The sequence below is a fragment of the Sporichthya polymorpha DSM 43042 genome (genome assembly GCF_000384115.1).
In the GTDB taxonomy this organism is placed as follows: Bacteria; Actinomycetota; Actinomycetes; order Sporichthyales; family Sporichthyaceae; genus Sporichthya; species Sporichthya polymorpha.
Genome location: NZ_KB913029.1, coordinates 505538 through 529820 on the forward strand (window position 1 = coordinate 505538; position 24283 = coordinate 529820).

Here is a 24283-nt window from a genome sequence, read left to right on the forward strand (position 1 = left end):
TCTCACTCCCTCCAGGCCGCGTCGCGAAGGGCTAACGCGTCCATGAGTTGCTCGGCCTCGGCATCGGATCGGCCCGGCAGCGTAAGCAGATCGGCTAACACAAGAGCGGTCGGCGCGATCGGGAGCAGGCCATCGGAAGTCTTGCCCACGCGCAGGATGTCGATGTCCTGCGGCCGGGCGATGAGCACGTTCGCGGTTGCTGCATCGGCCTCGACTAGGCCCCACTGATCCGCAAGAAGTGGCGGGTCATCGGCGTAGACGGCGATCTGACGCAGCGGCACTACGGAGGTGGTTTCGGAGGGCAGGAGTCGTCTCGCGGCCGCCGAACCGGTGAGCACTGCACCGCCGAGGCCGGCGACCTTTTCGAGCGTGCGTGCTACACCACGCGGAGCGAGAAACCAGACGGCGAGCGGGTTAGACCGGTTGAACGAGTAATCCGCGACCCACCGACGGACCAGCGCCCGGCGGCGTACCAACACCACCGCACCCGCGTCCCGCTCCACGATTCCCTCGCCAGCCAGCGTGACCAGCAGCTTCGACACCGACCCCGCCGACGCTCCCGCAACCACAGCGAGCTCCCGCACCCCGACCGGGACGGGTGTCTCACAGAGCGCTCGGATGATCCGATTGGCCGCCACGCCATTGAGTCGCGCCACGGCGTTGCCGCCCGAGCGCGGCCTCGGAGCACGGTCGGCTCCGATCCCGGTGAGCAGGATCAGCGGATCGTCATTGGCCACCCGCACCCAGCCCGTCGCGTCGGCGTAGCTGATTCCCTCTGACGCCAACGCCTCTCGCAGCGACGGCCCGATGTAGTCGGAGACGAACAGGACCGGCAGTTCGAATGTTCTGCTCAGATCCGCAAGCACGAGCCGAAGGGAATCGATCGACGAGGCGCCTGCAGGTTTGGCCTCCACGATGAACGAGGCTTTGGTGCCTCGCGGGCCGACCAGGCGGACTAGTCCGTCTGCTTCCAAGCGTCGCGTGGCCTGTGGTGGCGACGCGGTCTCGAGTCGCCACGCGGGCGGCAGTAGTTCGCTGACTGACGCCAGCGCTTTCTGCGTCAGCAGCGTTTCTCTAATAGACCTGTTTCCCTTCACGAGAAACATGTTATTTGAAGAAACACAGCAGGTCAAAGGAAGGATCGCACCGTTGGGTCCGCCTTGGCTCGGAAAGCCAATCATCCCGCTTGGAGCGCATGGACGAACGAACCGGCCAGGTCTTTCCAGTCCTCGCGGCCGACACCGCACGACGATTCAAGCTCGTCCGCCGTTTCTTCGACGGTCCAATCCTGGGTCAGGTAAGGGACGTACAGCCCGCGGTCGAGCGTCCAAGCCGCCCAGACCGGACCGCGACGCCGTTCACTGCGGCTCAGGATCGTCACGATGTCGTTCCGAGCAAGGGTCGTGCAGATGGCCAGAAACTCCCGCGCCGGGTGCCAGTCACGCCAGGCACGGCTGAAGGCCAACTCCAGGGTCAGCTTCCGTGCCGTAACTGAGGTGACACCGATGGCGAGGCATCCAACTGCCAGACCCTCCCCGACCGTCGTCTGCTGTTGAACTGCCGTTGGGGCACCTGCCACGGTTGAAACTCCGTTCGGCTTCTAGTTCTCGTGTTCGAATGTCTGTGTCTGCTCCCACTCCGCGACAACCTCAGGACGCAGACGTTGTTCGAACCGCAGTCGCTTCCCGGCGTTGACATCTGACGCAAGCTCAGCGAGCTTGCCGACGCGGTTGCCAGGCCAACCTTGTCTGAGGGCCTCGACCGAGAGCTGGTCGCGGTCGAAGGTATGTCCGCACTGGCGGAAGTAGGTCAGCGCCTGAATGACACGCCATCGCTCGCGTTCATCAACCAGCCCCTGGTTGCGAATGACATAGTTCGTCACTCCCTGGACCATCGCCTTGATCGCCGGGCTCGCTTCGGGCACCGCCGGCACGGGTGTCCCTGCAAGGCACTCAACACCGTGCGCTGTGATCCACGGGGCGTGCACGCCATGAGCGCGAACAAGGACGACCTCCTGAACGCCCTTCTGGCTCTCCTGATCAAGCAGGTCATGCAGGTCAAGGCACCACGCGACCAAGGTTCCTTGCGGGCGAGCGGTGAACCGGGAGTGCTTCTTGCTAGTGACGCCGATCGGTACCCCGGCGTCCTGTAACCATGACTCCGCCTCCACGTCAGCGGTCATCGGCGCGATGACGGTCAGCGGGTTCGCCTGCGCCCACTCCGTCGCAATCGCAAAGGAATCGCGGAGGGACACGGTGGCTGCGATGAACGCTCGACGCATGATCGGAGCCTAGGCGCCACCTGTGACATTCCCGTGTAGCGTGCCCTGACTCGCCTCGGTCCCTGTTAGGGCATCACTTCAAACGAGCCGTCTGGCGGATCGACTGCACGCCCCAGCTGCCAGCAGAAGGGTTCGCCCTCAACGAACTCCGAACCAGCCACCAACTCGACCCGTACGTCCTCGACATTTGGCGTGTCAGCCCCGGGATAGGCCGCGATGAGAAGGCTGAGGACCTCGTCCTCAGCAACCGGTTCCAGCTGAACCGCGAGCACGGATGCGAGCTGGTGGCGAAGAGAATCACCAGAGGCGACATACATCGCCTCCTGCAGGATCGCCATCGCCAAGTGCTCATCGGCTTCGATCCGTGCAAGCTGCTCCGCGAATGCGCGGCCGATGGTGCCTAGAGCTTCCCCTACTGTTCGGCGACGGGCAGGTGCGCGCATCACCAGAACTGCCCCGGCCAGGAGAGCAGCCGCCGGGATCCACGGCGTGACGCTTAGCCGGCGAGCTGACGCTTGTACGGCCCAGACGGCCGCACGCGCTGGCAAGTACACCGCCATCCCAAGCGCGATCTTCTCGCGCTCGCAGTCGATGAGTTCAATCGCGCCGCGGGCAGCGACTTGCCAGTCCTTCGGAGCGAACCCAGGGTCGCGAAGGTGCCTGTCGTCCGAGAACACGACGCTCACGCCGAGCAGCTCGGCGAGCTGCGCCGTCGGAACGTCATCAGGATCGGTAACGCCCAAGGCTTCGGCCGCACCGTCATCCGGCGTGACCGTCACGAACCGCAGGATGGCCAAGTACTCCTCTTCAAAGAGCTGCCGGAGCTCCTCGACCGAAGGTGTTCCGTCGCGGCCGACGAACTTCGACAGATGTTCGTAGACCTCACCAAACACGTGGTCAGCTGCGTACAGGACCGCATGGTCCTCGTCGGTCATCCGGAGAAGCCGGGACCGCCAACCCGTACTGCAGCCGTTCGCAATGCTGCTGAGAAGCACGTTCGCATCGACCACGCCAGTGAAACGCGGCCGCCCGTAACGCAGCGGCTTTAGCCCGACCGGTGCCAGGCTATCGGTCTGACCATCTGTCATGTCCCGAACGTAGCGACCATCGGTGACAAGCGCCTGATCATTATCCTGGCTAGGAACCGCCACCGTCACCGGGCAGGGCTGAATTACCTCCGGGTCGACGCGACGAGCGAGGGGTGGGGACTTTCAGGTGGCGACCAGTGGGTTCTAATCCGGGGCCATAGGCAAAGCCCTGACCTGTACGTTTGCCCTTGGCCGAGGCCTGCTTCGTTCTAATCCGGTTCTAATCCGGGGGGGGTCTGCGGCGCGGCCAGCTGCCCGCGGGTGGCACGGCCATGGCCGGACGTCGCGTTCGGCCGGAACGACCGCCGCGGGCCCGACCTGCGTGCGATGTCGGGAGGCAGGTTGACCGGGGCGGCCCTTCAGCGCGCGCCGAGGATGCCCGTCGTGACTGCGGTCGCGTCGGTGATGTCGTCGTCAGGGTCGAGCTCGGCGATGCAGCGGCGTAGCTGGTCGAGTAGCCGGGTCGCGTCCTGGTCGTCACCGGCGGCCTGCGCGGCGCGGATGGCGTCGCGGTAGAGGAGCTCGGCGACGGGTTCGGCGTTGATCCCGCGGGCGGCGGCCCAGCGAGCGCGGCGGTGATCGCCGCCGGCGAGGGCGAAACTGGCCAGGGTGTGGGCGACGTCGACGATGGCGCTGATCATGTCCTGGGTGTCGGCGTCGGCCCACCCGTACGCGGCGGGGTTCACCCCGAGGAACGGGCGACCACGGACCAGCTCGAGCGCGGCATGCAGGTCGTCCAGCCCGTCCGGTCCGGCGGCGAGACCGCGTTTGGCCAGCGCGCAGAACTCATGCCAGTCGCACCTCACCTCGGCTCGCAGCTGGTAGCGCTGGCCTTCGGTGACCAGCGCGAGGTAGGGCTGCCCGTCGGAGGCAACGCCGAGCCATTGGCGGGCCCGGGAGACCAGCGGGTTGCGGGTGCCGCGTGACACCCGGACGCCGGGCCACAAGGCCTCATCCAGCTGGTGCTGGCTGGCACCGGGGTGCAAGGCGAGGTAGGCGATCAGCTCCTCCGCCCGGCGGCGCCGGCCGGGCTTCACCTCCTCCCCCGCGCCCAGGACCTCGACCGGGCCGAGGACGAAGACTCGGGGCGCGAGCGGACCCGCGAGCGGGCCCGCGAGGTGCGCATCGGCGGGCGGTTGGGAGCGGCCGGACGAGTCCGGGATCGCGGCGGCGATGATCGCCAGGCTGGTGGGGGATGCCACCGGGGCGCCGTTCACGGCGCTCACGTCGTGCACGGTCATCTGCGGTGTCATCTGCGGTGTCGGCGTCGGTTCGGCCGGGCTTGGTGCGGGGATGGGCCCGGCGCCGTTCCGCGCTGGGGTGGCCGGCTCCTGCGGGTCTGGGTCGGGAACGTCGGTGACCGCGAGCAGGGCATCGAGTTGGGCGAGACGCTCGGGATCGAGGCACTGGGGGTCAAGGTCGATGCCGGGTGGTTCCAGGCGCCAGGTCTCGGAGGCCTTGGTCAACGTCCATGCGGGGTTCTCCTCGTCGAGTCCGGCCCGGGTGGTGATCAGGCAGCCACCGCCGTAGGGGCGGGTGGGAACCTCGACGGTGTTCGAGTCGTCGTGCCTGCCGCCGTCGATGAGCACCATGGGTGCCCAGAGGTCGTCGAGGACGCACCGGGCACGGGCGGTGAGTAGGTCACCGGTGTCGGCCGAGGTGAGCAGGGCTTCGACCTCGCGTTGGTGGACGGCGACCCGCCGCCGACCCGCGGCCGCGTCAACGGCTCGGGCGCGGCCGGGTTCGAGGATCCGCAGCAACGGCGCCGGGCAGCCGCTCACGAGGATCCCGGTGGTGCGGGTCAGATCGCTGGTGCCGAGTTCGGCGGCGAGGGCGTGCAGGATCGCCTCGGCGCCCTCGGGCGGCCCGGTGATCTGCAGGGTGCCGGCGGCTTCGAGGTTGATCAGCAGGATCGCCTCGTCGCCGGTGACGCCGAGCGCGACCAAGGCGGGGTAAGGATCGACGAAATCACCGACGTCATCGGCGTCATCGCTGTCATCGCCGTCGATGGCATCAGCGCCGGCGGCGTCGAGGGTCCATGTCCGCGCGTCGACGCGCGTGAACGGCGGCACAGCGGCCGGGGTGTCACTGCCCAGGTGCAGCGTCGCCCCGGCGGCGTTGATGCGGACGGTGTGCAGGTCCGGTAGCGCATGGCCCCCGGCGTGGCAGGCCGCGGCGAGCGCTCGGAGTGCGTCGCGCAACGCCGTCGCTGTCAGCTCGGCGTTGGCGGCGTGTAGCTGGCGTTGCAGATCGCTGGCCGGGCCGCCGGGGTGGCGCAGTCGTTCACCGGGTCGCCGGAACCGTTGCCCGCGGCGACGGCGCCGGGTCAGTTCCGCGGTGAGCCCGGCGCAGGCGAGCGCGCCGAGACCCAGCGTGAGCACGCCGACGGGGAGCCCCGGCCCATCGTCGGCCGGGTCGTCGTCGGCCAGGTGATGATCGGGCGCGAGGTCCGGGCCGAAGGCCGGAGCCTCGGCCCGGTCGGTCTCGTTGACGGTGGTCGCCGGTGGAGTGGGTCGTGGCAACGTCGGGACGATGGCCGCGGGCGGAGAATCCTCAGCACGCTCGGGCGCCGGCGGAACCGCGAGGACGCCCGTTTCCTTCGAGGTCTGCAGGTCCCGTTCCTTGGCCTGATCGAGACGGAGGCGTTGGCCGGTGGACGGGTCGCTGAAGTGATCGGCAGAGTCGCCGAGGTGATCGGCCGACGGGGCGCCGGGTTGGCCGGCGCGCTCATCGGCGTCCTTGGCCGCGGGAGTCGACCGCTTCGATGTTTCGCCGCCGGGCTTGGGAAGTCCGGTGGCGTCGGGCGGCAGGAGCAGACGCCAGCCCGGGTGGATGAGCCGCGGTAGTTGCAGTTCACCGCCGCCGGGTTGGGAGCGGCCGCGGTTGAGTTCGTAGATCTCCTTCCACCGCAGCCCGTCGCCGAGGTGACGTTCGGCGATGTCCCAAAGGGTGTCGTGATGAGATCCACGCGGCGGCTTCACCACATACCAGCGACCGGCACGCTCCGTCGTCGCATTGGACTGAGACGCAGGGGACTGAGACGCAGGGGACTGAGACGCAGGGGACTGAGACACAGGGGACTGAGACACAGGGGACTGAGCCGCGTGGGGTGGAGCCGTCGCCTCGGGTCGCGCCAAGCGAACGCCGTCGCGATGTGCAGATTGCGGCGGGACCGCTGCCGCCGTGACCTGCTCCCGGGCCGCAGGAATCTGATGTGACGTCAGCTCAGCGGCTGGTTCCGGTTCCGTGTCATGTCCTCGATCCTGCGCCGTCTCGGGTGCGGCGCAGGTCGCGACGGCGGCCGCGGCCGGGACGGCGCTCGTGGGGAGCAGGAGCGTCCCGCTGCCGGCGAGGAGGAAGGAGACGGCCAGCACCAGGTGGCGGGCGAGGTGCTGTTGAGGGCCGGTGAAGGGGATGCGGGCTGGTAGCGGCGCGCTGCGCAGCGCGGCCGCGGCCTCAACGAGCACGGCGAGCATGAGCTGCGCCCAGGCGGCCCAGACCACGACGGCGAGCATGCCGATCACGGCGGCGTCGGTGAGCCGCCCGCCCACGACGGGCTGGGCCGGGATGGGGTTGCCGATAAACGCGAGCAGCGCCGCGGGCGGGCCGAAGGCGAGGGCCACCAGCAGGGCCAGCGCCCCGACACCACGCAGCAGGAGGCGGCCGGTGTTGGGGGCGTGGGGCGGCCGGTTCGTGCCGGTGGCGGTCATCGCGGTTGCTCCCCCGGGTTGGTGGCGGGCAGGTCTTCTTCGTGGTCGATCCCGGTCAGGCCGTGCGCGCTGGCGGTGGCGGTGGCGGTGAGGGTGTCGATGCCGACGGCGGACAGAATCGCGGTGGCGCGGGTGATCCGGACCGTGACCGTCACGGTCTGCCCGACGACGTTGACCTGGCCGGTGGAGCCGGCGGTGCTCAGGTACCGCTCGGCGGCGGCCCGGGCGGCCGCCGGATCAATCCGCAGGGGCCCGCCGCGCATCGCGGCCTCACGGTTCAGCGCGTCGGCACCGGCGCGGGCGGCCTGCTCGGCGGTGCCGGCAGCCTGCTGGCGGGCGGCGAGAGCGTAGCCGCCGTCCACAACCAGCCCGGCCATCGCGAGCAGCGCGGCGGTGATGACGACAACGAACGGGGTGATGCTGCCCTCGTCACGCGCCGCCGCGGCCTGGCAGCGCCGGTGGTGTTGGGGCTGACCGGTCCGGTTCGGGTGCGCGCCGGTCGCGCGACGGGGGACCATCACCGCGATGCGTGAAGGTCGATGGGGACCTGCACGGTCGCGCTGAACGTGCGGGTACCGGGGAAGCCCGCCAGCCCGAGCCCGGCCAGCGAGACGGTGCAACGCAGGTGCGCGGTGACCACGCCGCCGGGGCGGAGCCCGGCGGTGTCGATGTCGATGTCCAGGTGACGACAGGACCGGTCGCCGAGATAGGCGCGGGCGGCCTGTTCACCGGCATGCTGCGCGGTGGCAGGGCTGGTGGCCAGGGAGGCCGAGCGGGCCGCGTCGGCGGCGGCACCCTCGACCTGCGCGTGGGTGTGGGCGATCCGCCCGAGCCCAACGACCAGCAGGAGCAGCACGATCAACAGCGGGGTGAGGATCACCAGCTCGACCGCAATCGAGCCGCGTTCCCGGTCGGCCGCAGACCCCATGCCCGTGTCCGGGTCCGCACCCGAGCCGGGGTTGCTGGCCGGGCTGGTGTCGGGGCTGGTGGCGGAGGTCATGGGGTTGTCTCACCGGCGGTCGGGATGAAGCGTTCGACCGGACCGTGGGCCTGTTCTCTCACACCGAAGGTGAATAGGCCGCCGAGGATCGAGGGGGCGTGGGCGGTGACGGTGACCGTGACCTCCTGCGCGGTGCGGGTGACCTCGATATGCGGGTCGCGCAGGATCGTCGGCCCGAGCCGGTCCAGGCTGGTGGTGGCACGATCGTGGCCGGCCGCCTCGCTGGCGCCGTAGGCGCGAGCGGCCTCGGCCCCGTCGCGGGCGGCGGCCAGCGCCACGTGCTGGGCGTGCGCCCAGATGCCGAACTGCATGATCACGAGAACAGCCAGCAGGAGCGCGGGCATGGTGATGACCAGCTCCACGCTGCTCGCCCCGCGGTCACCCGGCTCGCCAGTGCGGCGCGCAGCAGCACGAGGTCGAGCGGCAGGGCGCCGGCTGCCGGGGCGGGCCCCCGTCATTCGGTTTGCAGGCTGCTGGCCTTGTTCGTGATCTTGGTGACGATGATCGCGACGATCACGACGGCCGCCATCGCCAGTGCCGCGGTGATCACCACGTACTGCACGATGTCCCCCGCATCGGAGGGTCGATCCTGCGCGGCGAGCTTCCGCTGACGGGCCCTCAGGATCGTGCAGAGCGCGGACAGGAACTGGATCTGCGGCACGGGTGCCTCCCTCGATGGATTGGTGCACGGGTCTGATCACGACTGCCCGGGTGGGGCCGCTCGGCGGCTCAGTCATCGGCTCAGTCATCGGCCTACTGGTCACAGGGCGAGGACCGCGGCCAGGGCCGGGTAGGCGACGAGGACGAGGAAGGCGAAGGCGAGCAGGACCTGGGCGATGCGCATCGCTTGGTCGGCCTGGGCGGCTTGGCCTTCGGCGTCGGTGAGGGCCCGGCGCCGCAAGGTGGCGGCGCGGGCGGTGAGGGTGTCGCGGACCCGGGCGCCGTGGTCCCCGACCAGGGCGAGGCTGCCGGCCAGCTCGCCCAGCTCGCCGACACCGATCCGCTCGCCGAGGTCTCCGAGGCCGCGCCAGGGGCTGATCCCAGCGAGCCGGGCGCCGTCCAACGCGTCCGCGATGAGTCGGTGCGCCCACCCGTCGGACAGGGCCGCGGCCTCGGGCAGCGCCTGGGCCGCGCCGCGTCCGCCGGCCAGGCTCATCGCGACCAGGTCGAGGTAGCAGGACAGGGCGCGGCGGAACTCCCGCCGCCGGGTCTCGGCCTCGCGCCGCAGGGCGAGATCGGGCAGGAACCAGAACGCGGCCGTGAGCACCGGCGTCCCGGCGAGCAGGACACCGGCGGGCATGACGAGCCCAGCCGGCAGGAGCATCAGGGCCGCGGCCGGGAGCAGGCAGAACCCGCCCAGAGCGGTGAGCACCTGGCGGCCGAGGAACAGCTCGGGGTGGTGAGCGGTGATGGCCAGGTCGGCCGCGCGGGTCCCGGCCGGGCCGCGGGGGGAGCGACCCGGCCGGGACAGCGCGCCCAGTCGAGCGCCCGCGAGGCGCCCGAGCTGGGCCTGACGGCCCGTCACTGACGAGCCGTTTTCCGCGCGCGGGGCTGCGGGGGCAGCGGCGCGCGCGGCGTCGAGACGTCCGACCGTGACGAGCAGACCTGGGCGCTGCGGCGCGAGCAGCGCCAGCAGGGCGGCCACGGCAGCGCCGAGGCCGGCGAAGACCACGAGCTCCGCGGTCATCGCGACGCTGCCCGGGTCAGGGACGAGGGTCCGTCAGCTCCGCTGAACTCATGGCCGTGTTTCGTGAGCAGCCGCTGCGGGACGGTGACCTCGCTCAGCGCGCGGAGCCAGGCGAACGCGGCGGTGAACATCGCGGCCACGAGCAGGAGGACGAGCTGCCCGGTCGCGGTGTCGTAGGGGTCGAGGTAGGCCGAATCGAGCGCGATCAGCGCACCGACGAAGGCGACGGTGACCCCGACGATGATCCGGACACCGCTGCGCAGGGCACGGCGGCCGGCGTCAACGCGGCGGCGCATGTCCAACTCGTCGCGGGCCGAGGTGGCCAGCGCTTCCAGCGTGGCGCGCAGCCCGGGACCGCGAAGCCGGGCGTTGAGGATCAACGCGGCCACGACCAAGTCCGCGGAAGGATCATCGAGGTCAGCCGCGAACCGGTGCAGCGCCGCCGGCAGCGGTTCGCGCGCCCGCAGCCGCTCAACCAGACGTTCCACCTCGCCACGGATCGGTGCCGCCGCTGTGGGAGCGGTCGCAGGGATGGCCTCCTCGAGTCCGATCGCACCGGCGATGGTGTCCTTGAGCGACTCGGTCCACCCGGCCAGGGCCTCCAACCGGGCAATGCCCGCCTGGGATGCGGCGTTGCCGCCGACCAGCCGTGGCCACGCCCACACCAGGGCGCCGGCGCCCAGCGCCGCGACCGGCCACCGGGTGAGCACCCCGACCGCCAGCACCGTTCCCCCGGCCGCGGCCACCCGCGGGCCGGCCAACGCGACCAGGACCGGCCGGCTCCGCATCACCGGGACGATCGGGCCGGTGCAGGCGACGGCGAGCAACCACACCGCGGCGCCCAGACCCGCGAACACCACCAGTGCCACCAACGTTTCGGTTTGCATGGGCTCCCCTCCCTCGCAAATGTGGTGCCTACCTCGTGTCCACTGTTCTGTGGTGACAGGGCCTCAGGTCGCCGTGTAGCCGGGCTCATAACCGACGGCGATCAGGTCGGACAGGCAACCGATCGCGACCGCGTCGTTGCGATGCGCGCGCCCGTCCGGGCCCGGGGTGAACACCTCGCTGGCCTGGACCCGCTGGTCGAACCCGGTGACCTCCAGCACGCTGGACAGCACCCGCCGGGTTCCGGCCGCCGGTGCACCGGTCGACGACAAAGCTGCGATCTCTGATTGAGCGTCAGGTGATGGTGGCGTGCCAGGGCGGGTCTTGCGCAGGAACACGACGAAGTCCAGGGCCCCGGTGCCGCCCTCGCCGCCGGCGATGAGCTGGTGGGTGGCTTCCAGGTCCAGGCGCTCTTCGGCTTGGCGGGCATAGGTGGCGATGCGGTCGAAGACCCCGCGCGGGGTGCGGGCATGGATCGTGGACAGGGACCCGTCGTTGCCCTGGCTCATCGCGTTCAGCATGGTGACGACCTCGGGCCCGAGGACCTCGCCCACGATGACCCGGTCCGGGTTCATCCGCAGCGTCCGGCGCACCAGCCGGGCCATGCTCACCGCGCCGGCGCCTTCGCTATTGGCCGGGGCGGCCTCCAGCTCCACCACGTCGGGGTGCAGCGCGGGATGGGCGCGCAGCCCGAGTTCGAGGCTGTTCTCCACCGTGCAGATCCGCTCGGACGCGTCGATCTCGTTGACCATGGCGCGCAGCAACGTCGTCTTACCGGAGTCGGTCTCGCCGGCGATCATCACGTTGCGTCGTGCCTTGACCACCGCGGACAAGAACGCGGCCAGTTCCGCGGTGATGGTGGCGTTGCCGACCAGGTCGGACAGGAATACTTTCGGGAACCGGTGGCGGCGCAGCGATACCGCTGGGCGCGCGGTGACCCGTCGTACCGCCGACAGGCGCGTGCCGTCAGGCAGGCGCAGGTCCAGTTCGGGGTTGGCGTCGTCGAAGACTCGCGCGTTCAGCCCGGCGTAGGCGGCCAACAACTGCACCTGCTCGACGAGTTCGGCGTCGGTCCCGGCGACCGGGTCGACCCGGGCCCGCCGGCCGTCGGCGTAGGAGACGAAGACCTCGTCGCAGCCGTTGATGTCGACGTTCTCGATCGCCGGGTCATCCAGCAGGATCTGCAGCCGGCCGGCCCCGAACAGGCGGGCGTGGACCGCGTCGGCGAGGGCGCGTTCCTCCTCCGGTTCAGGTGGCCGGTGCCCGGTGGCCATCGCGCGTTGCACGTCCGCGGCGATCACGGCCGCGATCACCGCGCGGGCGTGTTCGCGCTCGTCCTCACCGGCCAGCTCCGGGCGCCCGGCGGCCCGGGCCGCGCGTCGCGCCGCCGAGAGCTGCTCGGCGACCTGCCCCTGCAGGCGGCGGACCAGGGCGTGGTCCAACCCGACGGCCGTGCTCATCGGGACCGCACCAACGCGGCGAGGCGCCCGGGCGAGCGCTCAGCGCCGGGGGGTGCCACAACGGGTGGGGGCAGGTCCGGGTTCAGGTGCGGGACGAGGGCCCGTGCGCTGCGGATCAGCAGACTGCGGTCCAGGCGAGCGCCCCGTTGCCCGCACGAGAGGGCGTGCACCGCGGCGGCGTCGAGGGCGAGGTACCCGGCCACCGTGACCGGCAGGGCTGCGTGCTCCAGCACAGCGCGGGTCGAGGCGACCGCCTCGACAGCGTGGCGATCCTCCACCACCAGGACCACGACCACCCGGCGACCCCCGACGTGGCCGGCCTGCACGGTGTGGGCGGCGTCGGTGGGCGGGAGCCCGGTGATGAGGTGGGTGAGCCGGTCGCGGATTCGCAGGATGCCCGCGGCGTCACCGCAGGCGACTCCGACCAGGGTGTCGGCGGCCGCGGCTATCGCGATCGCGGGGCTGCCCGGGTGCAACCGGCCGAGGTCGGCCAGCACATCGCCCTCGCCGGGGCGGGCCAGGGCGGCCGCGATCCCCGGCCACAGCCCGACCAGGCCGGCCCCCTGCTCCGGCGAGGCCAGGCCCACCAGCACCGCCGGCCCGGACCTTAGGCCGCCGGGCAGGGGCTGTGCATGTTCCCGCGGATCGGGGCTCGGATCGCGGCGAGCCGCGACCGCGAAGGTGAGCAGACCGGGCTCCGGGCCCAACACCGGCCGCCCAGCGGGATCGCTCACGCGCAGGGCGATATCCCCGCCCGCTGGGTCGCACTCTGCCAGCACCACCGGGCGCGGCCAGACCGCGGCCAGAGCCAAACCCAACGTGGTGGTACCGGGGCTGCTCTTCTCGGAGAACAACGCGATCAGACTCACGACCCGGCCCCCGGCCCCGGCGCGGCCACAGGTGCGGCCGGCACCTTGATCAGGCTCACCTGATCGCTCGCGCCGTGAGCGGCCAGTCGTCCGGCCGCGTCGGTGGGCACGAGCAGGGTGATCAGGGTGTCGCCCCCGGAGGCGGCGTCGGCGCGGACGGCGAAGACCTCCCCGATCGCCAGCACCCGCGGGGCATCCAGGCTCGCCCCCGCGGCGGCGGCGTTCGGGACCGCGATCGCCTGGACCCGGTCCCCCGGTGCCAACCCGTCGGCGGGCAAGCGGCCCAGACCTAGGGCGAGCCCGACCATCGCCTGACCGGCGCCCGGGACCGCGTCCTCGGTGAGCATGTCCCGGTTCAGCAGCTGGCCGCCGACCAACGCCACCGTGGCGGTCCGGCCCACCACCGTGCTCAAGTCCGCAGCCGGGATCGCGCGCACCCCACCGCTGACGCTGACCGCACGCAGGTCACCCGCGGTCACCACGTGCCCGGCCGGGACGGGACCCGCGGCGACCAGAACCTCCGTCTTGCCGGCGGCGTTGGACACCAGCAATCCACCAGTCAGGGCGAAGCCGACGATCAGCAGCACCGCGGCCGCGATCAACCCGGGCCGGCGGGCCCGGGTCGGCAACGGCCGCGCCGCCGGCGACCCGGCACCCGTGACCATGCCGGCGCCAGGAACAGTGCCGTTGCGTGACCTGGGCAGCGAGCCGGTCGTTGCAGTGCTCATCGGTCTCCCCCTTGGACGACGACGGTTTGCCGCTCGGCGACGGCGATCGGGAACGTTGTCTGACGCTCCATCAGCGGCAGGGTCCCGTTGAGCCCCCCGGACCCCGACCAGGTCACTCGCCAGCTCACGACGACGCGGGCGAGGTAGACGTTGTTCGGCTGCGCCGCACTCGAGCGCCGATAGGTGTAGGTGCACGGCGTCCCAGCCGAGTCCGTCGCCGTCCAGGCCCGACCCGCGCCCGCGCCCGCGCACCGCACCGGGCCGCTGCCGTCGCCCGGCCACCATGTTGTGGCGACCGGCTCAGCCGTCACTTCGGCCCACGTCTCACCGGCGGCAGTGCGCTGGGTGACTGGCTCCCAGCCGTCCAGGAAGAACCACGTCGGGATCGCGACCAACGTCGCCGGGCCGGCGCTGGAATCCCGATGGGGCTCGAACCCCGGCTCCGGGAGCGGGAGCGGGAGCCGGTTCGTGGCCCGCTCCGCCAACCGCTGCGGCGTCACCTGGGTCGGCTCCGGTACCGGAACCCAAGCGGTCTCCATCGTTCCGTCCGTGCATCGCCGCACCACCCAACCGCCCGGGCCATCTCCCGCCGGGGCGCCGGACTGAAACTGCTCCTGCGTCGCGTACCCGCCGGCGCCGTCGGACTTGGTCTGCGTGCACCGGGGCGGCGCGGACTCGCGCGCCGGTCGGGGCCGCTCCCGCGCGCCCTCCACCGTGCCCGGGTCGGCGACCTCGGTGTCGATCCACCCCGCCCAGCCAGGCAGGACCGAGATCCGGTCGGGATCATCCGTGGCGGATGCGATCGCCGGCGACAGCACCATCACACCGAGTACGGCGCTCACACCGGCAGCGCTCACGCCGAGCGCGCCGACACCGCGGGGGACGGCTCGGGTCAGCATCTGTCGTCCTGGTAGTCGACGGTGGAGATCCGCCACCGGCCGTCCTCACCGCGCTTGGCCGTCACTTCGGCCTTGGCTTGCTTCGTCCCGCGGGTGGTGATCTTGCCGTTGCTGCGCTTCTTCCGCCCGGCCATGCTGCTGTCCTGGCAGTCGGTGATCCGCGCGGTGTCGCCGTCGATGCTCTCCACGGTCGGGTTCACGACCGGTTCGCCATAGCCGACCTCGCCGAACTCCTCGGCGGCGAACATGCCCCGAAGGACACGCTCGAGCGCAGGGTCGGTGGTGAACGGTTCGAGCAGAACGCGGCGCTGTTCCTTCGGCGCCATCGAGATCTCGCTCTGGCGGGCGAAGAACTCGCGGTAGGCCGCGAGGATGGCCTCCTCCTCGGACGCGGCGACGCCGGCCTGAGTCGACGTGGCCGTCGGAGTGGCCAACGGCCCAGCGGCAGGATCGAGGTCGACGTCGCCCCCCGAGCTGCACCCGGCGCTCGCCGTCAGCGCAAGCATCACGGCCGCCGCCGTCACCGCACGGGCGTCACGCCGGCGGGCCCCGCCATCCCCCCGGCGGCACCATGACTTGGTCAGGAACATCCGTACCCCCCTTGCTCCCAGATCGGTCCTATCACCCGTTTCGGGCACTTCGCAGGGTTTCCACCAGATCCGTGGAATCTTTCCGATAAGTGCCCAGCACGCGGGAGCGCGTTCAGGTAGCGCTTCTCCTCTGTGTGCGCGATCCCCGGCAACATCGACAACCCGGGGCTACGACTTCCATGGGGCCTGGAAACGGGCGCGCTACGAGGCGAGTACGGCGTGCCGGTCCGGGCGGTGCTGCGGCAAGGTGACGGCGGTGCGGGCGGGCGTGCGCATCGACTCCGCGCGGGTCGCCCGGACCGCCGCCTCGATCGCCGGTCCCCGCAGCGCGGCCGGGCCGCCGGTCGCCCAGCGCTCGGCCAGGCCCGGCCAACCCGGCGCGCCGAGCAGGAGCACGGTGACCCGGCGGGCCTGCCACGGCGGGATGCCGAGCGTGATCGCGAGGGTGCGCCAACCCGGCACCTCCGTGCGGTCCGGGCGGTTGTTCTGCGCGTGCTCGGCGACGTGCAGCACTACCTCGCGGGCGGTCGCCGCCGGCCAGCCGCCACGCACGAGAACCTCGGCGAGGGTGCCGTGGTCGGAGTCGGCTTCGCACGGGATGTGGTCGGTGACCGGCCGGTCGTACCCGTCCTCGACCAGGGCGGTCAGGCTCATCGGCCGGGCCAGTGCGGCCGGGTCGACGACGGTCCGCCACTCGCCGTGGCGAGGTTGTTCGCCGCGCTCGCCGGCGGTGCGGAAGCGTTCGATCCGCCACGCGGTCCACACCGACGTGCGGTACCGCTCCGCCATCCGGTCCCCGAGCACGGCCCGGCGCACCGCGGTGGTCACCACACCCCACGGTGACGACGCCGAGCGCAGCGTCGGATTCGCCAACGCCTCCCACGCCGCCGACCACCCGGTCGCCTCCGCGGACTCCGCCGCCGACCCGCACAACCCGGCCGCCCGCACCGCCGGCGCCACGATCTCGCGGCGGGCATAGGCAAGCAGCAGATCCCCCGTGGGACCGTTCCACCCCTCGACCTCGACCCGGTCAAGTGCGGCGAGCAGCCGCGGCGTGCTCTCCACCTCATCAAGTAGTGCCTGGCGTTCCAGCGTCATCGCGTTCGTGGACATCGGGACCTCCCCTAACTGGCGTGTTTGGTGCCAGCACGGTCCCGACGGGCGGTTGTCACGATGCTTGACAGCGAGCACATCGGTGCAGGTCAACCGGTTGTCGCGATGCTTGACAGCCGGTTGCCCGTCCGCTTGCCCGCCCCGGATCCGGCACGTCGCCTACGGCGATCAGGGCGGTCCCGGGACCCGCGATTGCCCGCGGCCCGGCAACCGCCCGGCGGTGCCCACCGGCTCGCGTGTCAAGCAACTCGACAACCGCCGGCTCCGATCCTGGACAGCCCGCGAGCCATGCCGGCCACCCCCGGGCCGACGCGCTCACCCGACCCGAAAGGAGCCGACCGATGACCACCGACAGCGCCCGCCAGGATTCGGACGCGAAGACCCCCGCGGCCACCCAGCCCCGAGGGGAGCCCACCTCGACCCCGCCCGAGCCCACGGACGCGGTCAACGTCCACGACCCACGATTGAGTGCCGTCCGGATCGCCCGGCAGATGGACGACCTGGCCCGGGCCCTGACCTACACGACTCGGCCCGGCGACCCGCGACTCGGACGGGTGCCCGACATCTACAGCGTCCTCGGCTCCCTCCATGAAGCACTGGCCAAGCTGCCCCAGATCTGTGGCCAGATCGCCACCGCCCTCGGGCACCACGAGGTCGGCGGCCAGCTGCGGGCAGCGCCCGGGTTCCCCCACGCGGGCGACCCCCGGCTCGCGGTCATCGAGGCGGTCGCGGAGCTCCAGGTCGCTGCTGCTGCGACCGCCGCAGCGGGCACGTCGCTCGTGCACGCCAAGTCCGCGATCAGCGGCCTCAGCCACACCGAGGCGCCCCGGGCCGACCACCGCCACGCCTTCCAGGCGCGCCCGGTCAAGTCCCCGCCGTCTACGCCGCCGCCCCGAGGCGGTGCCGGCCTCAGTCGCTAGACCAACCCGCCACAACGACCACCGTCATCACCCGCAGGAGGGCCAGATGCCTCGCACCGCCATCCCCGCACCCCGCCACCCCGCCGAACCGACGGCGCCGCCGGTCGAGCGCATGCTGCTCACCGTCGAGGAAGCCGCCGCCGCGATCGGCGTCGGGCGCAGCCTCATGTACGAACTCATCGCCGCCGGCGCCGTCGAGACGGTCCGCGTCGGACGCCTGCGCCGCGTCCGGCCCGAGGCGTTGCACGACTACGTCGCCTCGCTCTCCCAGTAGCGCCCCGCACTGTCCAAGGCCGCACCGCTTGCGGCGACCGCAGCGACGCCGGGCCGACATGCCCGGGGTCGCGGCGGCCTTGTTCAGTCGTCGGTCTCGACGATGGGCGCACCATCTGCGGCGCGCTGCACCGCCTCACATCCGCCCTTGGCCCCAGCCAGCGAGTCGTAGGCCTCACCGACGGCGACGATCTCGCCGTTACCGGCCTTCAGCCGGAAGCGGTACTTGCCGGCCTTGTCGAAGAACTTATGAGCCTGATCTGCGATCAGCGCGATGACCTGCGATTCTGGTCGTAAAAGGCCTTGTGACCTGCGAAGACTTGCAGTTGATGTTCCGAGCCACCCGCTTTCCAAGTCTGGGGTCGGGCGTTCTCCCAGGTCCGGTGGTGTCTGCCACGCTCGGCTGCGCGGTCGGCGGGCGCCGACGGACGGGTCCGGACGTGGGCGAATGAGACCACAACTGATCCGAAAATCGGACCTGTAGTGGCGCGCGGCAGCGAACCCCGGCCGGTGACCGCGGTGGGGTTGTGGTGGTGTGTTCAGGCGGCGGGCTCGACCGTGACGGTGTAGCCGAGGGCTTCGAGCTGGCGGATGTGGTTGCGCTTCTTCAGCTCGGGGTTGGTGCGGGAGTCGTACCAGCTGGCTCCGAGGTCTTCGAATCGTGCCTCGGGATTGTTGAGCAGGTGCCAGACGATGACGAGGATCGATCGGCCGACCGCGACGATGGCCTTCTTCTTTCCGCGGCGGCGGGCGATACGCCGGTATCGCTCGCCGAGGAAGGTATCGGTGCGCCCGGCCGCCACGGCGGACTCGCCCAGAACGCGCGCCAGGTAGCAGTTGCCGTGCCCGGTCGCGCCCTTGCCCTTCTGCTTTCCCGCGGACTCCTTCACCCCGGGCGCGAACCGAGCCCAGGACGACAGGTGGGCCGGGGTGGGGAAGCGACTCATGTCCAGGCCCACCTCGGCGATGATCACCTGCGCGGCGATCGCACCGACTCCGGGGATCTCATCGAGGCGGGCCACTGCCGTGGCGAAAGGGGCGACGTGGGCCTCGATCCTGGTTTCGACCTCGGCGATATCGGCGCTGATCGCATCGATTCGGCTGAGCATCTTGCCCAGCAGGAACCCGTGATGGGCGGTGAAGTACCCGGTGAAGGCTTCCTCCAGCAGGGCGAGCTTGCCGCGCATGGGCCCGCGCGCCATCTCGGCGAGGACCTTCGGATTGCGCTCCCCGGCGATCAGCGCGGCCAGCATCGCCCGTCCGGACACCCCGAAGATGTCGCTGACCGCGACGCTGAGTTTGATCTGGGCGTCTTCGAGTAGCTTCTCCACCCGCTGCTTTTCCGCGGTCCGGGTGACGACCAGGTCGATCCGATAGCGAGTCAGGTCCCGCAACTGACGAATCTGTGCCGGCGGGACGAAGCTGGCCCGGATCATCTGCCGCTCAGCGACCTTGGCCAGCCACACCGCGTCCAACCGGTCGGTCTTCGGTCGCCCGGGCAGGTGCTTGACGTCCTTGGCGTTGACCAGCCACGGGTCGAAGCCCAGCGCCTCCAGCAGATAGAAGTGAGGTCGACCCGGGGCGCCCTGCCGGTGTTTCCACCGGTGGTTTCCCCGGGCCGCCTCCCGCACCCGCCGTGCCCGTTTCCGGGCAACGGGCGCTCCACAAGCCCCGCTCGGTCTCGTGGCATTCGTCATCCCGCGGCCGTCCATGGTGTCGGGATCGCTGCTCCCCGGTAGCGGTAGCGCGTTGTGCGCACCGTGGCCGGATTGAACAGCATCCGTTCAGCCGTGGTCGGCCACCACCGCCCGCCGCAGTAGCGGCGGCGGATGTCCTTCACGGTGCTCCGGCGGTGTTTGCGGCGCAACCACGCGAAGACCCGGGCCCAGGTATAGGCGCCCAGGTAGGCGAAGGTGGCACTGGACACCCCAGGCCGGAAGTAGGCGCACCAACCCCGCAGCAGCGAGTTGATCCGCAGCAACAGGATTTGGAGCGGCTGGTTCGTGCCGATCTGACGACACAACGCCCGGACCTTGCCCGTCACGGCCATCACGGCTTTGCGCGAGGGATAGGTGTAGACGTAGTACCGGTTGGTGCCCCGCTTGCGGTGACGCTGGATGCGCCACCCGAGGAACACCAGCCCCTCATCGATGTGGGTGATCAGCGTCTTCTCCGGAGACAGGCGCAAACCCATCCCGGTCAAGACCTCCGCCATCTCCTCACGCAGGGCCTCGGCGTCGGCTCGGGTGCCGTGCACGAGCAGGCACCAGTCGTCCGCATACCGCACCAGGCGGTAGTTGGGCAGACCCTGAGCGCGGCGCTTAGACCGCTGGTGACGGCTGGCTCCGGACCCGCCCGGAGCCTGGACGATGTACTCGTCCAGGACCGCGAGGGCCACGTTGCTCAGCAGCGGCGAAAGGATCGACCCTTGTGGGGTGCCGGTGTCGGTCTCCCGCAGGACCCGGTCCTCACCGAGGATCCCGGCCTTGAGGAACGCCTTCACCAAGGCCAAGACGCGTTTGTCCCCGACTCGCGCCCGCACCCGGTCCATCAGGGCCGGATGGGAGATTTCATCGAAGCAGGCCTTGATGTCGCCCTCGACCACCCACTCATAGGAGCGGGAGGACAGCAGGCGGACCTCGGCCACCGCGTCATGAGCCCGGCGCCTCGGGCGGAACCCGTAGGAGCACGGGAGGAAATCCGCCTCGAAGATCGGCTCCAACACCAACTTCAGGGACGCCTGGACCACCCGGTCCCGGACGGCGGCTATCCCCAGGCGACGCCACTTGCCGTCGGCCTTGGGGATCATCCGTTCCCGCACCGGGAGCGGGCAGAAGCTGCGCGCCTTCAACTGCGCGCGCAGCTCATCGAGGACGACCTCGACCCCACGCACGGTCTCCACGTAGTAGGCAGTTTCGCCGTCCACGCCAGCCGTGCGGGCGCCCCGATTGCCCCGTACCCGAGCCCAGGCGACCAGAAGGAACGCCGGGTCGGTGACGAGGTTGAACAGATCGTCGAACCGGCGATGAGGATCATCGCGAGCCCAACGGTGCAGCTTGGTCTGAATCTCCCGTACCCGTCGCTCGGCGCGGATCAGCGCCAGCTCCGGATCGTCGGTATTCACCGGCGGCCTCCGGGCATTTCAGTTCCTCCCTGCCGACTTGCTGGTCCCCTTCGCCATGTGCACGCCTTTCGCGTGCTCGGACTACTACGAGACCTCCGCCCCGCCCAGCGGTCCTCGGTCGGCAACGGACCTGCCCACCCGAGCGGGCTGGCTGCCCGCCTGGGGAGGGCAACCGCAAGGCGGTTCCCACGTTCACCACGGAATCGATCGATGAGGGAGGCGCCCGCCTTTACCCCGACAGCATCGCCACGCCTACGCCGCAGGCATTCAGCGTGGCCTCCCCGCCGGACCAGCCGACCCGGCTTCGGAGTTGACCAGCCCCGGGATCACCGAGACCTGGCCACGCACTGCACACCGGCCCATATCCACCAGGTTGGAGCCGGCACTGGACTTACGGGGCTTCAGACAGCGGTTCCTCTCGTACGCCTTCTCATCACTGCTTGCCGGACCCGGGCCGTCTGGCAGTGCCGACCCGTCCCGTGCGTTGTCAGGGCTGCTTCCCACCGTCGCGTGCGTTCCCACGTCCCGGCTGCCCTCAGCTTCACCAGGCAGCTGCGACTGCCCAGCGGTGGCGGTCTCTCACCTCCACTCGATTCCACAGCGCCTCGTGGCGCACCGGCGCCTTCCAGTAGTCCGAGGTCGCCTCCATCACCACCCGCTCCACGCCCAGCTCGCGCAGCCGGTCGGTCATCCCCAGCAGCGAGCGCGTCATCGTGGAGTAGGTCGAGACCTCCTGCATCCTCCGACCCGCCCGCCGTTGCCCGGGAACCCGGATACAGCACACCAACTCCGCCTTGCCGATATCCAGCGCGGCGACCCGCGCGATGATCTCCTCGGTCTCTTGCGTCTGTTCCAGCAATCTGCTCACCTCCGCGATGCCGACGAACACAGCACGGCGGTTGCCCGCAGGAGCCACCAGGGAGTCGAATCTGATCCGCGTGCTCGAAGCAACACTGAAGGGCCCATGGCATGGCTCCCAGTACCCGGCTGAGACACGACCTCAAGCGATCACAGTTGAACGGCCTCGGCGGGCAACCAGCCCGATTTTCAGCCCGGAACGGGCGCCCCACCAGGGGCATCGTCGGCTGAGACCACGGAAGGCGCAAGGGTTGCAGCCTGGGAAGGAACCTCTCCTCGGGCGGAGGAGGCCGGGGACTCAAAATCCGAAAAGGGGCCTTTTCGGCGACCCCGAAAATTGCTCTTGAAAGCCCGGAAACCCTTGCTGTGTAAGGGTTTCCGGGCTCGCGGGGCTTGACCGAAGGACACCCCGAGAAACCGCCTTTGACCCCTCCATCTGGCACGTATCTGGCACGTCGACACGCTCACGCATCGTGGGGGTGTGGCACTCCGCCCTCGGGCAGTCGGACACGCCCCTGGCAAGACAGCTCACGATTCCGCAGAATCACTCACGCCGAAATCAACAGGGGTGGATCCGGGCTAAGGGAGGGTCGACCCGATGGACGCGGTCCGGTCCGGTGTGAGCTGGGGCGCAACGATCCACTGCAGCGTGGCGAAACTCAGAGCGGCGACCACGGCCAGGGTGAGCAGCTGTCGGGTCACGGCGTGCCGGCGGGCGGGCCCGGTGGGGCAGGTGCGTCTGACCCGCAGCACCTGAACGCCGGAGACGGTGAGCAGGGCAGCGAGCCCGTACAGGGCACTGCCAGTTGAGACCCCGATGCCCGTTGCCGTCCCTGCGGCGACAGCCGGGGCGACGCCCACGCAACCCGCGCAGGCCGCGAGCAGACTGCTCAACGCCGCCGGGCCGATGGCGGGCGCCGCGGCGACGATCCCGGCAAGCATCCCGGCGCGGGTGGCCCGCACCGGGGGCACCGAGGTGGTTGCGCTGTCGCGGACGGCTCCGTCACGAACTGCACCCTCACCCATCGCGCCGTGCCCGGGACTCCGCGGCCGGGGAGATCTGCGGGGGAACGTCGGTGGCGAGCCGGTCCACTGTGGGGGCGCCGGGCGGCGCCGAGGTGGTCGCGGACGCGGCGCGCAGTCGGTGGTGTAAGGCGACGGCCGTCACGGCGAGGACGGTTAGGGCGGCCAGGGTGGCGACGGTGGTCGTGTGGGCCTGGAGCCAGGTGGAGACAGTGATGGAGAAGGCACCAAGACCGAGGCCGTTGCTAGTGCCACCGGTGGCGGCGGGATACCAGTACCACGCCAGGTAGGCACCGGTCAGGACCAAAACGGCGGCGCTGATGCGGGTGCCGTGCCGGGCCAGGGCGGTGATTTTGCCGGTGAGCGCGGCGCCCGCGGCGGCGGCGGTTACGGACACCAGCAGCAGGACGGCGGCGGCGCCGCTCGCGTAGGCGGCGAAGACGGCGAGCAGCCCGGCGTAGCTGGCGGTGGCCTGGGCCTGGCCGATGACGGCCAGCAGCACCCCGAGGGTGCAGGACAGCGACGCGGCGGCGTAGCCGACGCCGAAGGCGGCCAGGCGACGCGCGGAGGGTGGCCCCGCCGCTTCCCTGGAACCGGAGGGCAGCCTTATCCGCAGGCGCAGGGATCGGCCGGTGAGCATGACGGCGCCGAGCACCAGCAATGCGATGCCGGTGGCCAGGCCGAGCCAGGGTGCGGCGCTGATCAGTGCCCGTGCGCCGGCGCTGATCGCGAGGCCTACGACGGCCAGGGTCCCGGCGAAGCCGAGGGTCAGGGCTGCCCCGGCGCGCAGGGCGTAGAGCAACCGGACCGGCAGCGGTTCCTGCTCCCGATCGACGAGGGTGTGGGTGATCCAGGCCGGCAGCAGGGCGAACCCGCATGGGTTGACCGGGGCGATCATCCCGGCGGCGAAGGCGAGGGCGAGCAGGCCGTTCACGCCGGGATGGCTGCCTCGTCGAGAGCGGCGATGATCCGCTCGGCGGAAGGGTCGGTGCCGCGGTAGGTGACCGTCCCCGTGGCATCGATGACGATCAGGGTGGACAGGGCGGCGACCTTGAACCGCCGGGTGAGCACCGCGCCGGTGTCGATCGCGGCGGGCACGTTTTGGGCGTCGGTGTAGTCGAGGAACTTCAGGATGGTCTGCGTCGATTCACTCGGATCCATGTCTGCCGCGAGGAAGTCGGCCTGGATCCCAGCTTGTTCGGCCAACCGGGCGGCCTCGCCCAGGGACTTGACGCCGCCGGCGCATGAACCGCAGTTGACGGAGAAGAAGAACACCGCCACCGGGCGCCCGGCAGGTATCTCCAGCGTCTTCCCGTCGATGGTTGTGATCGCTGTGGTAACGGCCGCGGTCTGGGTCCTGGGCGTGATCGCGGAGGTCGTGATCGCGGGGCGCGGGGGTTCGGTCTGGGCCGCACCGCTGCCGGTGCTGGCGGTGTCGGCGTTGGTAGTACCGCCGGTACCGCAGGCGGCCAGCACCGACAACGCGACGCTCACCGCGACCGCGGCCGCGAGATGGCGCTTCGGGCGCGTCATCGGTGGTCTGCGCTTTCCGAGCGGTCAGCGCCGTCCGTTGACTGAGGTCTGGATGGGCAGCAGCCCCCGGCGCTGCGGTTCCCGTCGTTGCGTGGCCACCGCCGGGCGGTGAGACTGACCGCGACCAGTACGAGCATCGCTGCCGCGCCGATCGCCCAGGGGTCGCGCACCGCCCCGCCGATCGCGGCGAGCGTGCCTGCGGCCAGCAGGGCGGGACCGGCGCAACACACCACCATCAGCGC

General features: G+C 70.9%; 24 protein-coding genes and 2 pseudogenes. 2 read left to right on the top strand and 24 right to left on the bottom strand.

Going from position 1 to position 24283, the window contains the following annotated elements; translation table 11 throughout:
* Window positions 1-2: 2 nt before the first annotated feature.
* The 17 genes from SPOPO_RS0102525 to SPOPO_RS0102605 all read right to left on the bottom strand — a co-directional run bounded on the left by SPOPO_RS0102525 (window position 3) and on the right by SPOPO_RS0102605 (window position 16310).
* The gene (locus SPOPO_RS0102525; protein WP_084670852.1) at window positions 3-1106 is read right to left on the bottom strand and encodes a helix-turn-helix domain-containing protein; all 1104 of its coding nucleotides are present in this window, start codon (window positions 1104-1106) and stop codon (window positions 3-5) included.
* Window positions 1107-1177: 71 nt separating this feature from the next.
* Window positions 1178-1579 carry a hypothetical protein gene (locus tag SPOPO_RS0102530; RefSeq protein WP_019873209.1) on the bottom strand — a complete coding sequence of 134 codons (402 nt, stop codon included), beginning with the start codon at window positions 1577-1579 and terminating at the stop codon, window positions 1178-1180.
* Window positions 1580-1600: 21 nt separating this feature from the next.
* Window positions 1601-2281, bottom strand: coding sequence for a hypothetical protein (locus tag SPOPO_RS0102535; RefSeq protein ID WP_019873210.1), 681 nt, complete (start codon window positions 2279-2281; stop codon window positions 1601-1603).
* A 65-nt stretch (window positions 2282-2346) separates the two neighbouring features.
* The gene (locus tag SPOPO_RS27310; protein ID WP_051098264.1) at window positions 2347-3438 is read right to left on the bottom strand and encodes a PIN domain-containing protein; all 1092 of its coding nucleotides are present in this window, start codon (window positions 3436-3438) and stop codon (window positions 2347-2349) included.
* 290 nt (window positions 3439-3728) lie between these two features.
* The gene (locus tag SPOPO_RS0102545; protein WP_019873212.1) at window positions 3729-7079 is read right to left on the bottom strand and encodes a BTAD domain-containing putative transcriptional regulator; all 3351 of its coding nucleotides are present in this window, start codon (window positions 7077-7079) and stop codon (window positions 3729-3731) included.
* A complete protein-coding gene (locus SPOPO_RS27315; RefSeq protein ID WP_019873213.1) occupies window positions 7076-7597 on the bottom strand; it encodes a Tad domain-containing protein in 522 nt (173 codons plus the stop codon). The genes SPOPO_RS0102545 and SPOPO_RS27315 overlap by 4 nt, the downstream gene beginning before the upstream one ends.
* A complete protein-coding gene (locus SPOPO_RS0102555; RefSeq protein ID WP_019873214.1) occupies window positions 7597-8079 on the bottom strand; it encodes a TadE/TadG family type IV pilus assembly protein in 483 nt (160 codons plus the stop codon). The genes SPOPO_RS27315 and SPOPO_RS0102555 overlap by 1 nt, the downstream gene beginning before the upstream one ends.
* Window positions 8076-8441, bottom strand: a complete 366-nt coding sequence (locus tag SPOPO_RS27320) for a TadE family protein (protein ID WP_019873215.1) — start codon at window positions 8439-8441, stop codon at window positions 8076-8078. The genes SPOPO_RS0102555 and SPOPO_RS27320 overlap by 4 nt, the downstream gene beginning before the upstream one ends.
* A 92-nt stretch (window positions 8442-8533) precedes the next feature.
* The gene (locus SPOPO_RS27325; protein ID WP_019873216.1) at window positions 8534-8740 is read right to left on the bottom strand and encodes a hypothetical protein; all 207 of its coding nucleotides are present in this window, start codon (window positions 8738-8740) and stop codon (window positions 8534-8536) included.
* A 99-nt stretch (window positions 8741-8839) separates the two neighbouring features.
* Window positions 8840-9766, bottom strand: coding sequence for a type II secretion system F family protein (locus tag SPOPO_RS0102570; protein WP_019873217.1), 927 nt, complete (start codon window positions 9764-9766; stop codon window positions 8840-8842).
* The gene (locus SPOPO_RS0102575; protein ID WP_033384877.1) at window positions 9763-10653 is read right to left on the bottom strand and encodes a type II secretion system F family protein; all 891 of its coding nucleotides are present in this window, start codon (window positions 10651-10653) and stop codon (window positions 9763-9765) included. The genes SPOPO_RS0102570 and SPOPO_RS0102575 overlap by 4 nt, the downstream gene beginning before the upstream one ends.
* 63 nt (window positions 10654-10716) lie before the next feature.
* The gene (locus SPOPO_RS0102580) at window positions 10717-12111 is read right to left on the bottom strand and encodes a TadA family conjugal transfer-associated ATPase (RefSeq protein ID WP_019873219.1); all 1395 of its coding nucleotides are present in this window, start codon (window positions 12109-12111) and stop codon (window positions 10717-10719) included.
* Window positions 12108-12845 carry a hypothetical protein gene (locus tag SPOPO_RS27330; protein WP_156869508.1) on the bottom strand — a complete coding sequence of 246 codons (738 nt, stop codon included), beginning with the start codon at window positions 12843-12845 and terminating at the stop codon, window positions 12108-12110. The genes SPOPO_RS0102580 and SPOPO_RS27330 overlap by 4 nt, the downstream gene beginning before the upstream one ends.
* 131 nt (window positions 12846-12976) lie before the next feature.
* The gene (locus SPOPO_RS32255; RefSeq protein WP_169577145.1) at window positions 12977-13708 is read right to left on the bottom strand and encodes an SAF domain-containing protein; all 732 of its coding nucleotides are present in this window, start codon (window positions 13706-13708) and stop codon (window positions 12977-12979) included.
* The gene (locus SPOPO_RS34695; protein WP_019873222.1) at window positions 13705-14607 is read right to left on the bottom strand and encodes a hypothetical protein; all 903 of its coding nucleotides are present in this window, start codon (window positions 14605-14607) and stop codon (window positions 13705-13707) included. The genes SPOPO_RS32255 and SPOPO_RS34695 overlap by 4 nt, the downstream gene beginning before the upstream one ends.
* Window positions 14601-15197 carry a hypothetical protein gene (locus tag SPOPO_RS0102600; protein WP_156869510.1) on the bottom strand — a complete coding sequence of 199 codons (597 nt, stop codon included), beginning with the start codon at window positions 15195-15197 and terminating at the stop codon, window positions 14601-14603. The genes SPOPO_RS34695 and SPOPO_RS0102600 overlap by 7 nt, the downstream gene beginning before the upstream one ends.
* Before the next feature lie 201 nt (window positions 15198-15398).
* Window positions 15399-16310, bottom strand: a complete 912-nt coding sequence (locus SPOPO_RS0102605; RefSeq protein ID WP_019873224.1) for a hypothetical protein — start codon at window positions 16308-16310, stop codon at window positions 15399-15401.
* Between the two features lie 341 nt (window positions 16311-16651).
* Between SPOPO_RS0102605 and SPOPO_RS0102610 the strand changes: the two genes are divergently transcribed.
* Complete coding sequence (locus SPOPO_RS0102610) at window positions 16652-17230, top strand: hypothetical protein (RefSeq protein ID WP_019873225.1); 579 nt, start codon at window positions 16652-16654, stop codon at window positions 17228-17230.
* Between the two features lie 46 nt (window positions 17231-17276).
* Window positions 17277-17504: an excisionase family DNA-binding protein gene (locus tag SPOPO_RS0102615; protein WP_019873226.1), complete on the top strand. Its 228-nt coding sequence runs from the start codon at window positions 17277-17279 to the stop codon at window positions 17502-17504.
* 83 nt (window positions 17505-17587) lie between these two features.
* On the opposite strand, the gene SPOPO_RS35470 is transcribed toward SPOPO_RS0102615, so the two are convergent.
* From SPOPO_RS35470 to SPOPO_RS0102645, 7 genes and pseudogenes are all read right to left on the bottom strand, one after another.
* On the bottom strand, window positions 17588-17770 hold the full coding sequence (locus SPOPO_RS35470; RefSeq protein WP_084671632.1) for a DUF1508 domain-containing protein: 183 nt from the start codon (window positions 17768-17770) through the stop codon (window positions 17588-17590).
* 272 nt (window positions 17771-18042) lie between these two features.
* Window positions 18043-19077 (bottom strand): annotated as a pseudogene (locus SPOPO_RS0102620) (IS110 family RNA-guided transposase); the annotation flags it as partial.
* A gap of 119 nt (window positions 19078-19196) precedes the next feature.
* Window positions 19197-20627, bottom strand: a complete 1431-nt coding sequence (gene ltrA, locus SPOPO_RS0102625) for a group II intron reverse transcriptase/maturase (RefSeq protein ID WP_019873228.1) — start codon at window positions 20625-20627, stop codon at window positions 19197-19199.
* Window positions 20628-21243: 616 nt separating this feature from the next.
* Window positions 21244-21486 (bottom strand): annotated as a pseudogene (locus tag SPOPO_RS34120) (IS110 family transposase); the annotation flags it as partial.
* Window positions 21487-22064: 578 nt separating this feature from the next.
* Entirely contained in the window at window positions 22065-22448 is a 384-nt protein-coding gene (locus SPOPO_RS0102635; protein WP_156869511.1) for a hypothetical protein, read from the bottom strand.
* A 55-nt stretch (window positions 22449-22503) separates the two neighbouring features.
* On the bottom strand, window positions 22504-23442 hold the full coding sequence (locus tag SPOPO_RS0102640; RefSeq protein ID WP_019873231.1) for a cytochrome c biogenesis CcdA family protein: 939 nt from the start codon (window positions 23440-23442) through the stop codon (window positions 22504-22506).
* On the bottom strand, window positions 23439-24002 hold the full coding sequence (locus SPOPO_RS0102645; RefSeq protein ID WP_245541690.1) for a TlpA family protein disulfide reductase: 564 nt from the start codon (window positions 24000-24002) through the stop codon (window positions 23439-23441). The genes SPOPO_RS0102640 and SPOPO_RS0102645 overlap by 4 nt, the downstream gene beginning before the upstream one ends.
* Window positions 24003-24283: the final 281 nt, after the last annotated feature.

Bases quoted from the DNA above. Each gene is read 5' to 3' on its own strand.
- SPOPO_RS0102555 (WP_019873214.1), bottom strand. From the start codon at position 8,079: ATGACCTCCGCCACCAGCCCCGACACCAGCCCGGCCAGCAACCCCGGC.
- SPOPO_RS0102575 (WP_033384877.1), bottom strand. From the start codon at position 10,653: ATGCAAACCGAAACGTTGGTGGCACTGGTGGTGTTCGCGGGTCTGGGC.
- SPOPO_RS0102525 (WP_084670852.1), bottom strand. From the start codon at position 1,106: ATGTTTCTCGTGAAGGGAAACAGGTCTATTAGAGAAACGCTGCTGACG.
- SPOPO_RS0102535 (WP_019873210.1), bottom strand. From the start codon at position 2,281: ATGCGTCGAGCGTTCATCGCAGCCACCGTGTCCCTCCGCGATTCCTTT.
- SPOPO_RS0102615 (WP_019873226.1), top strand. From the start codon at position 17,277: ATGCCTCGCACCGCCATCCCCGCACCCCGCCACCCCGCCGAACCGACG.
- SPOPO_RS0102600 (WP_156869510.1), bottom strand. From the start codon at position 15,197: ATGTTCCTGACCAAGTCATGGTGCCGCCGGGGGGATGGCGGGGCCCGC.
- SPOPO_RS27315 (WP_019873213.1), bottom strand. From the start codon at position 7,597: ATGGTCCCCCGTCGCGCGACCGGCGCGCACCCGAACCGGACCGGTCAG.
- SPOPO_RS0102580 (WP_019873219.1), bottom strand. From the start codon at position 12,111: ATGAGCACGGCCGTCGGGTTGGACCACGCCCTGGTCCGCCGCCTGCAG.
- SPOPO_RS0102610 (WP_019873225.1), top strand. From the start codon at position 16,652: ATGACCACCGACAGCGCCCGCCAGGATTCGGACGCGAAGACCCCCGCG.
- SPOPO_RS0102605 (WP_019873224.1), bottom strand. From the start codon at position 16,310: ATGTCCACGAACGCGATGACGCTGGAACGCCAGGCACTACTTGATGAG.
- SPOPO_RS0102545 (WP_019873212.1), bottom strand. From the start codon at position 7,079: ATGACCGCCACCGGCACGAACCGGCCGCCCCACGCCCCCAACACCGGC.
- SPOPO_RS0102570 (WP_019873217.1), bottom strand. From the start codon at position 9,766: ATGACCGCGGAGCTCGTGGTCTTCGCCGGCCTCGGCGCTGCCGTGGCC.
- SPOPO_RS32255 (WP_169577145.1), bottom strand. From the start codon at position 13,708: ATGAGCACTGCAACGACCGGCTCGCTGCCCAGGTCACGCAACGGCACT.
- SPOPO_RS34695 (WP_019873222.1), bottom strand. From the start codon at position 14,607: ATGCTGACCCGAGCCGTCCCCCGCGGTGTCGGCGCGCTCGGCGTGAGC.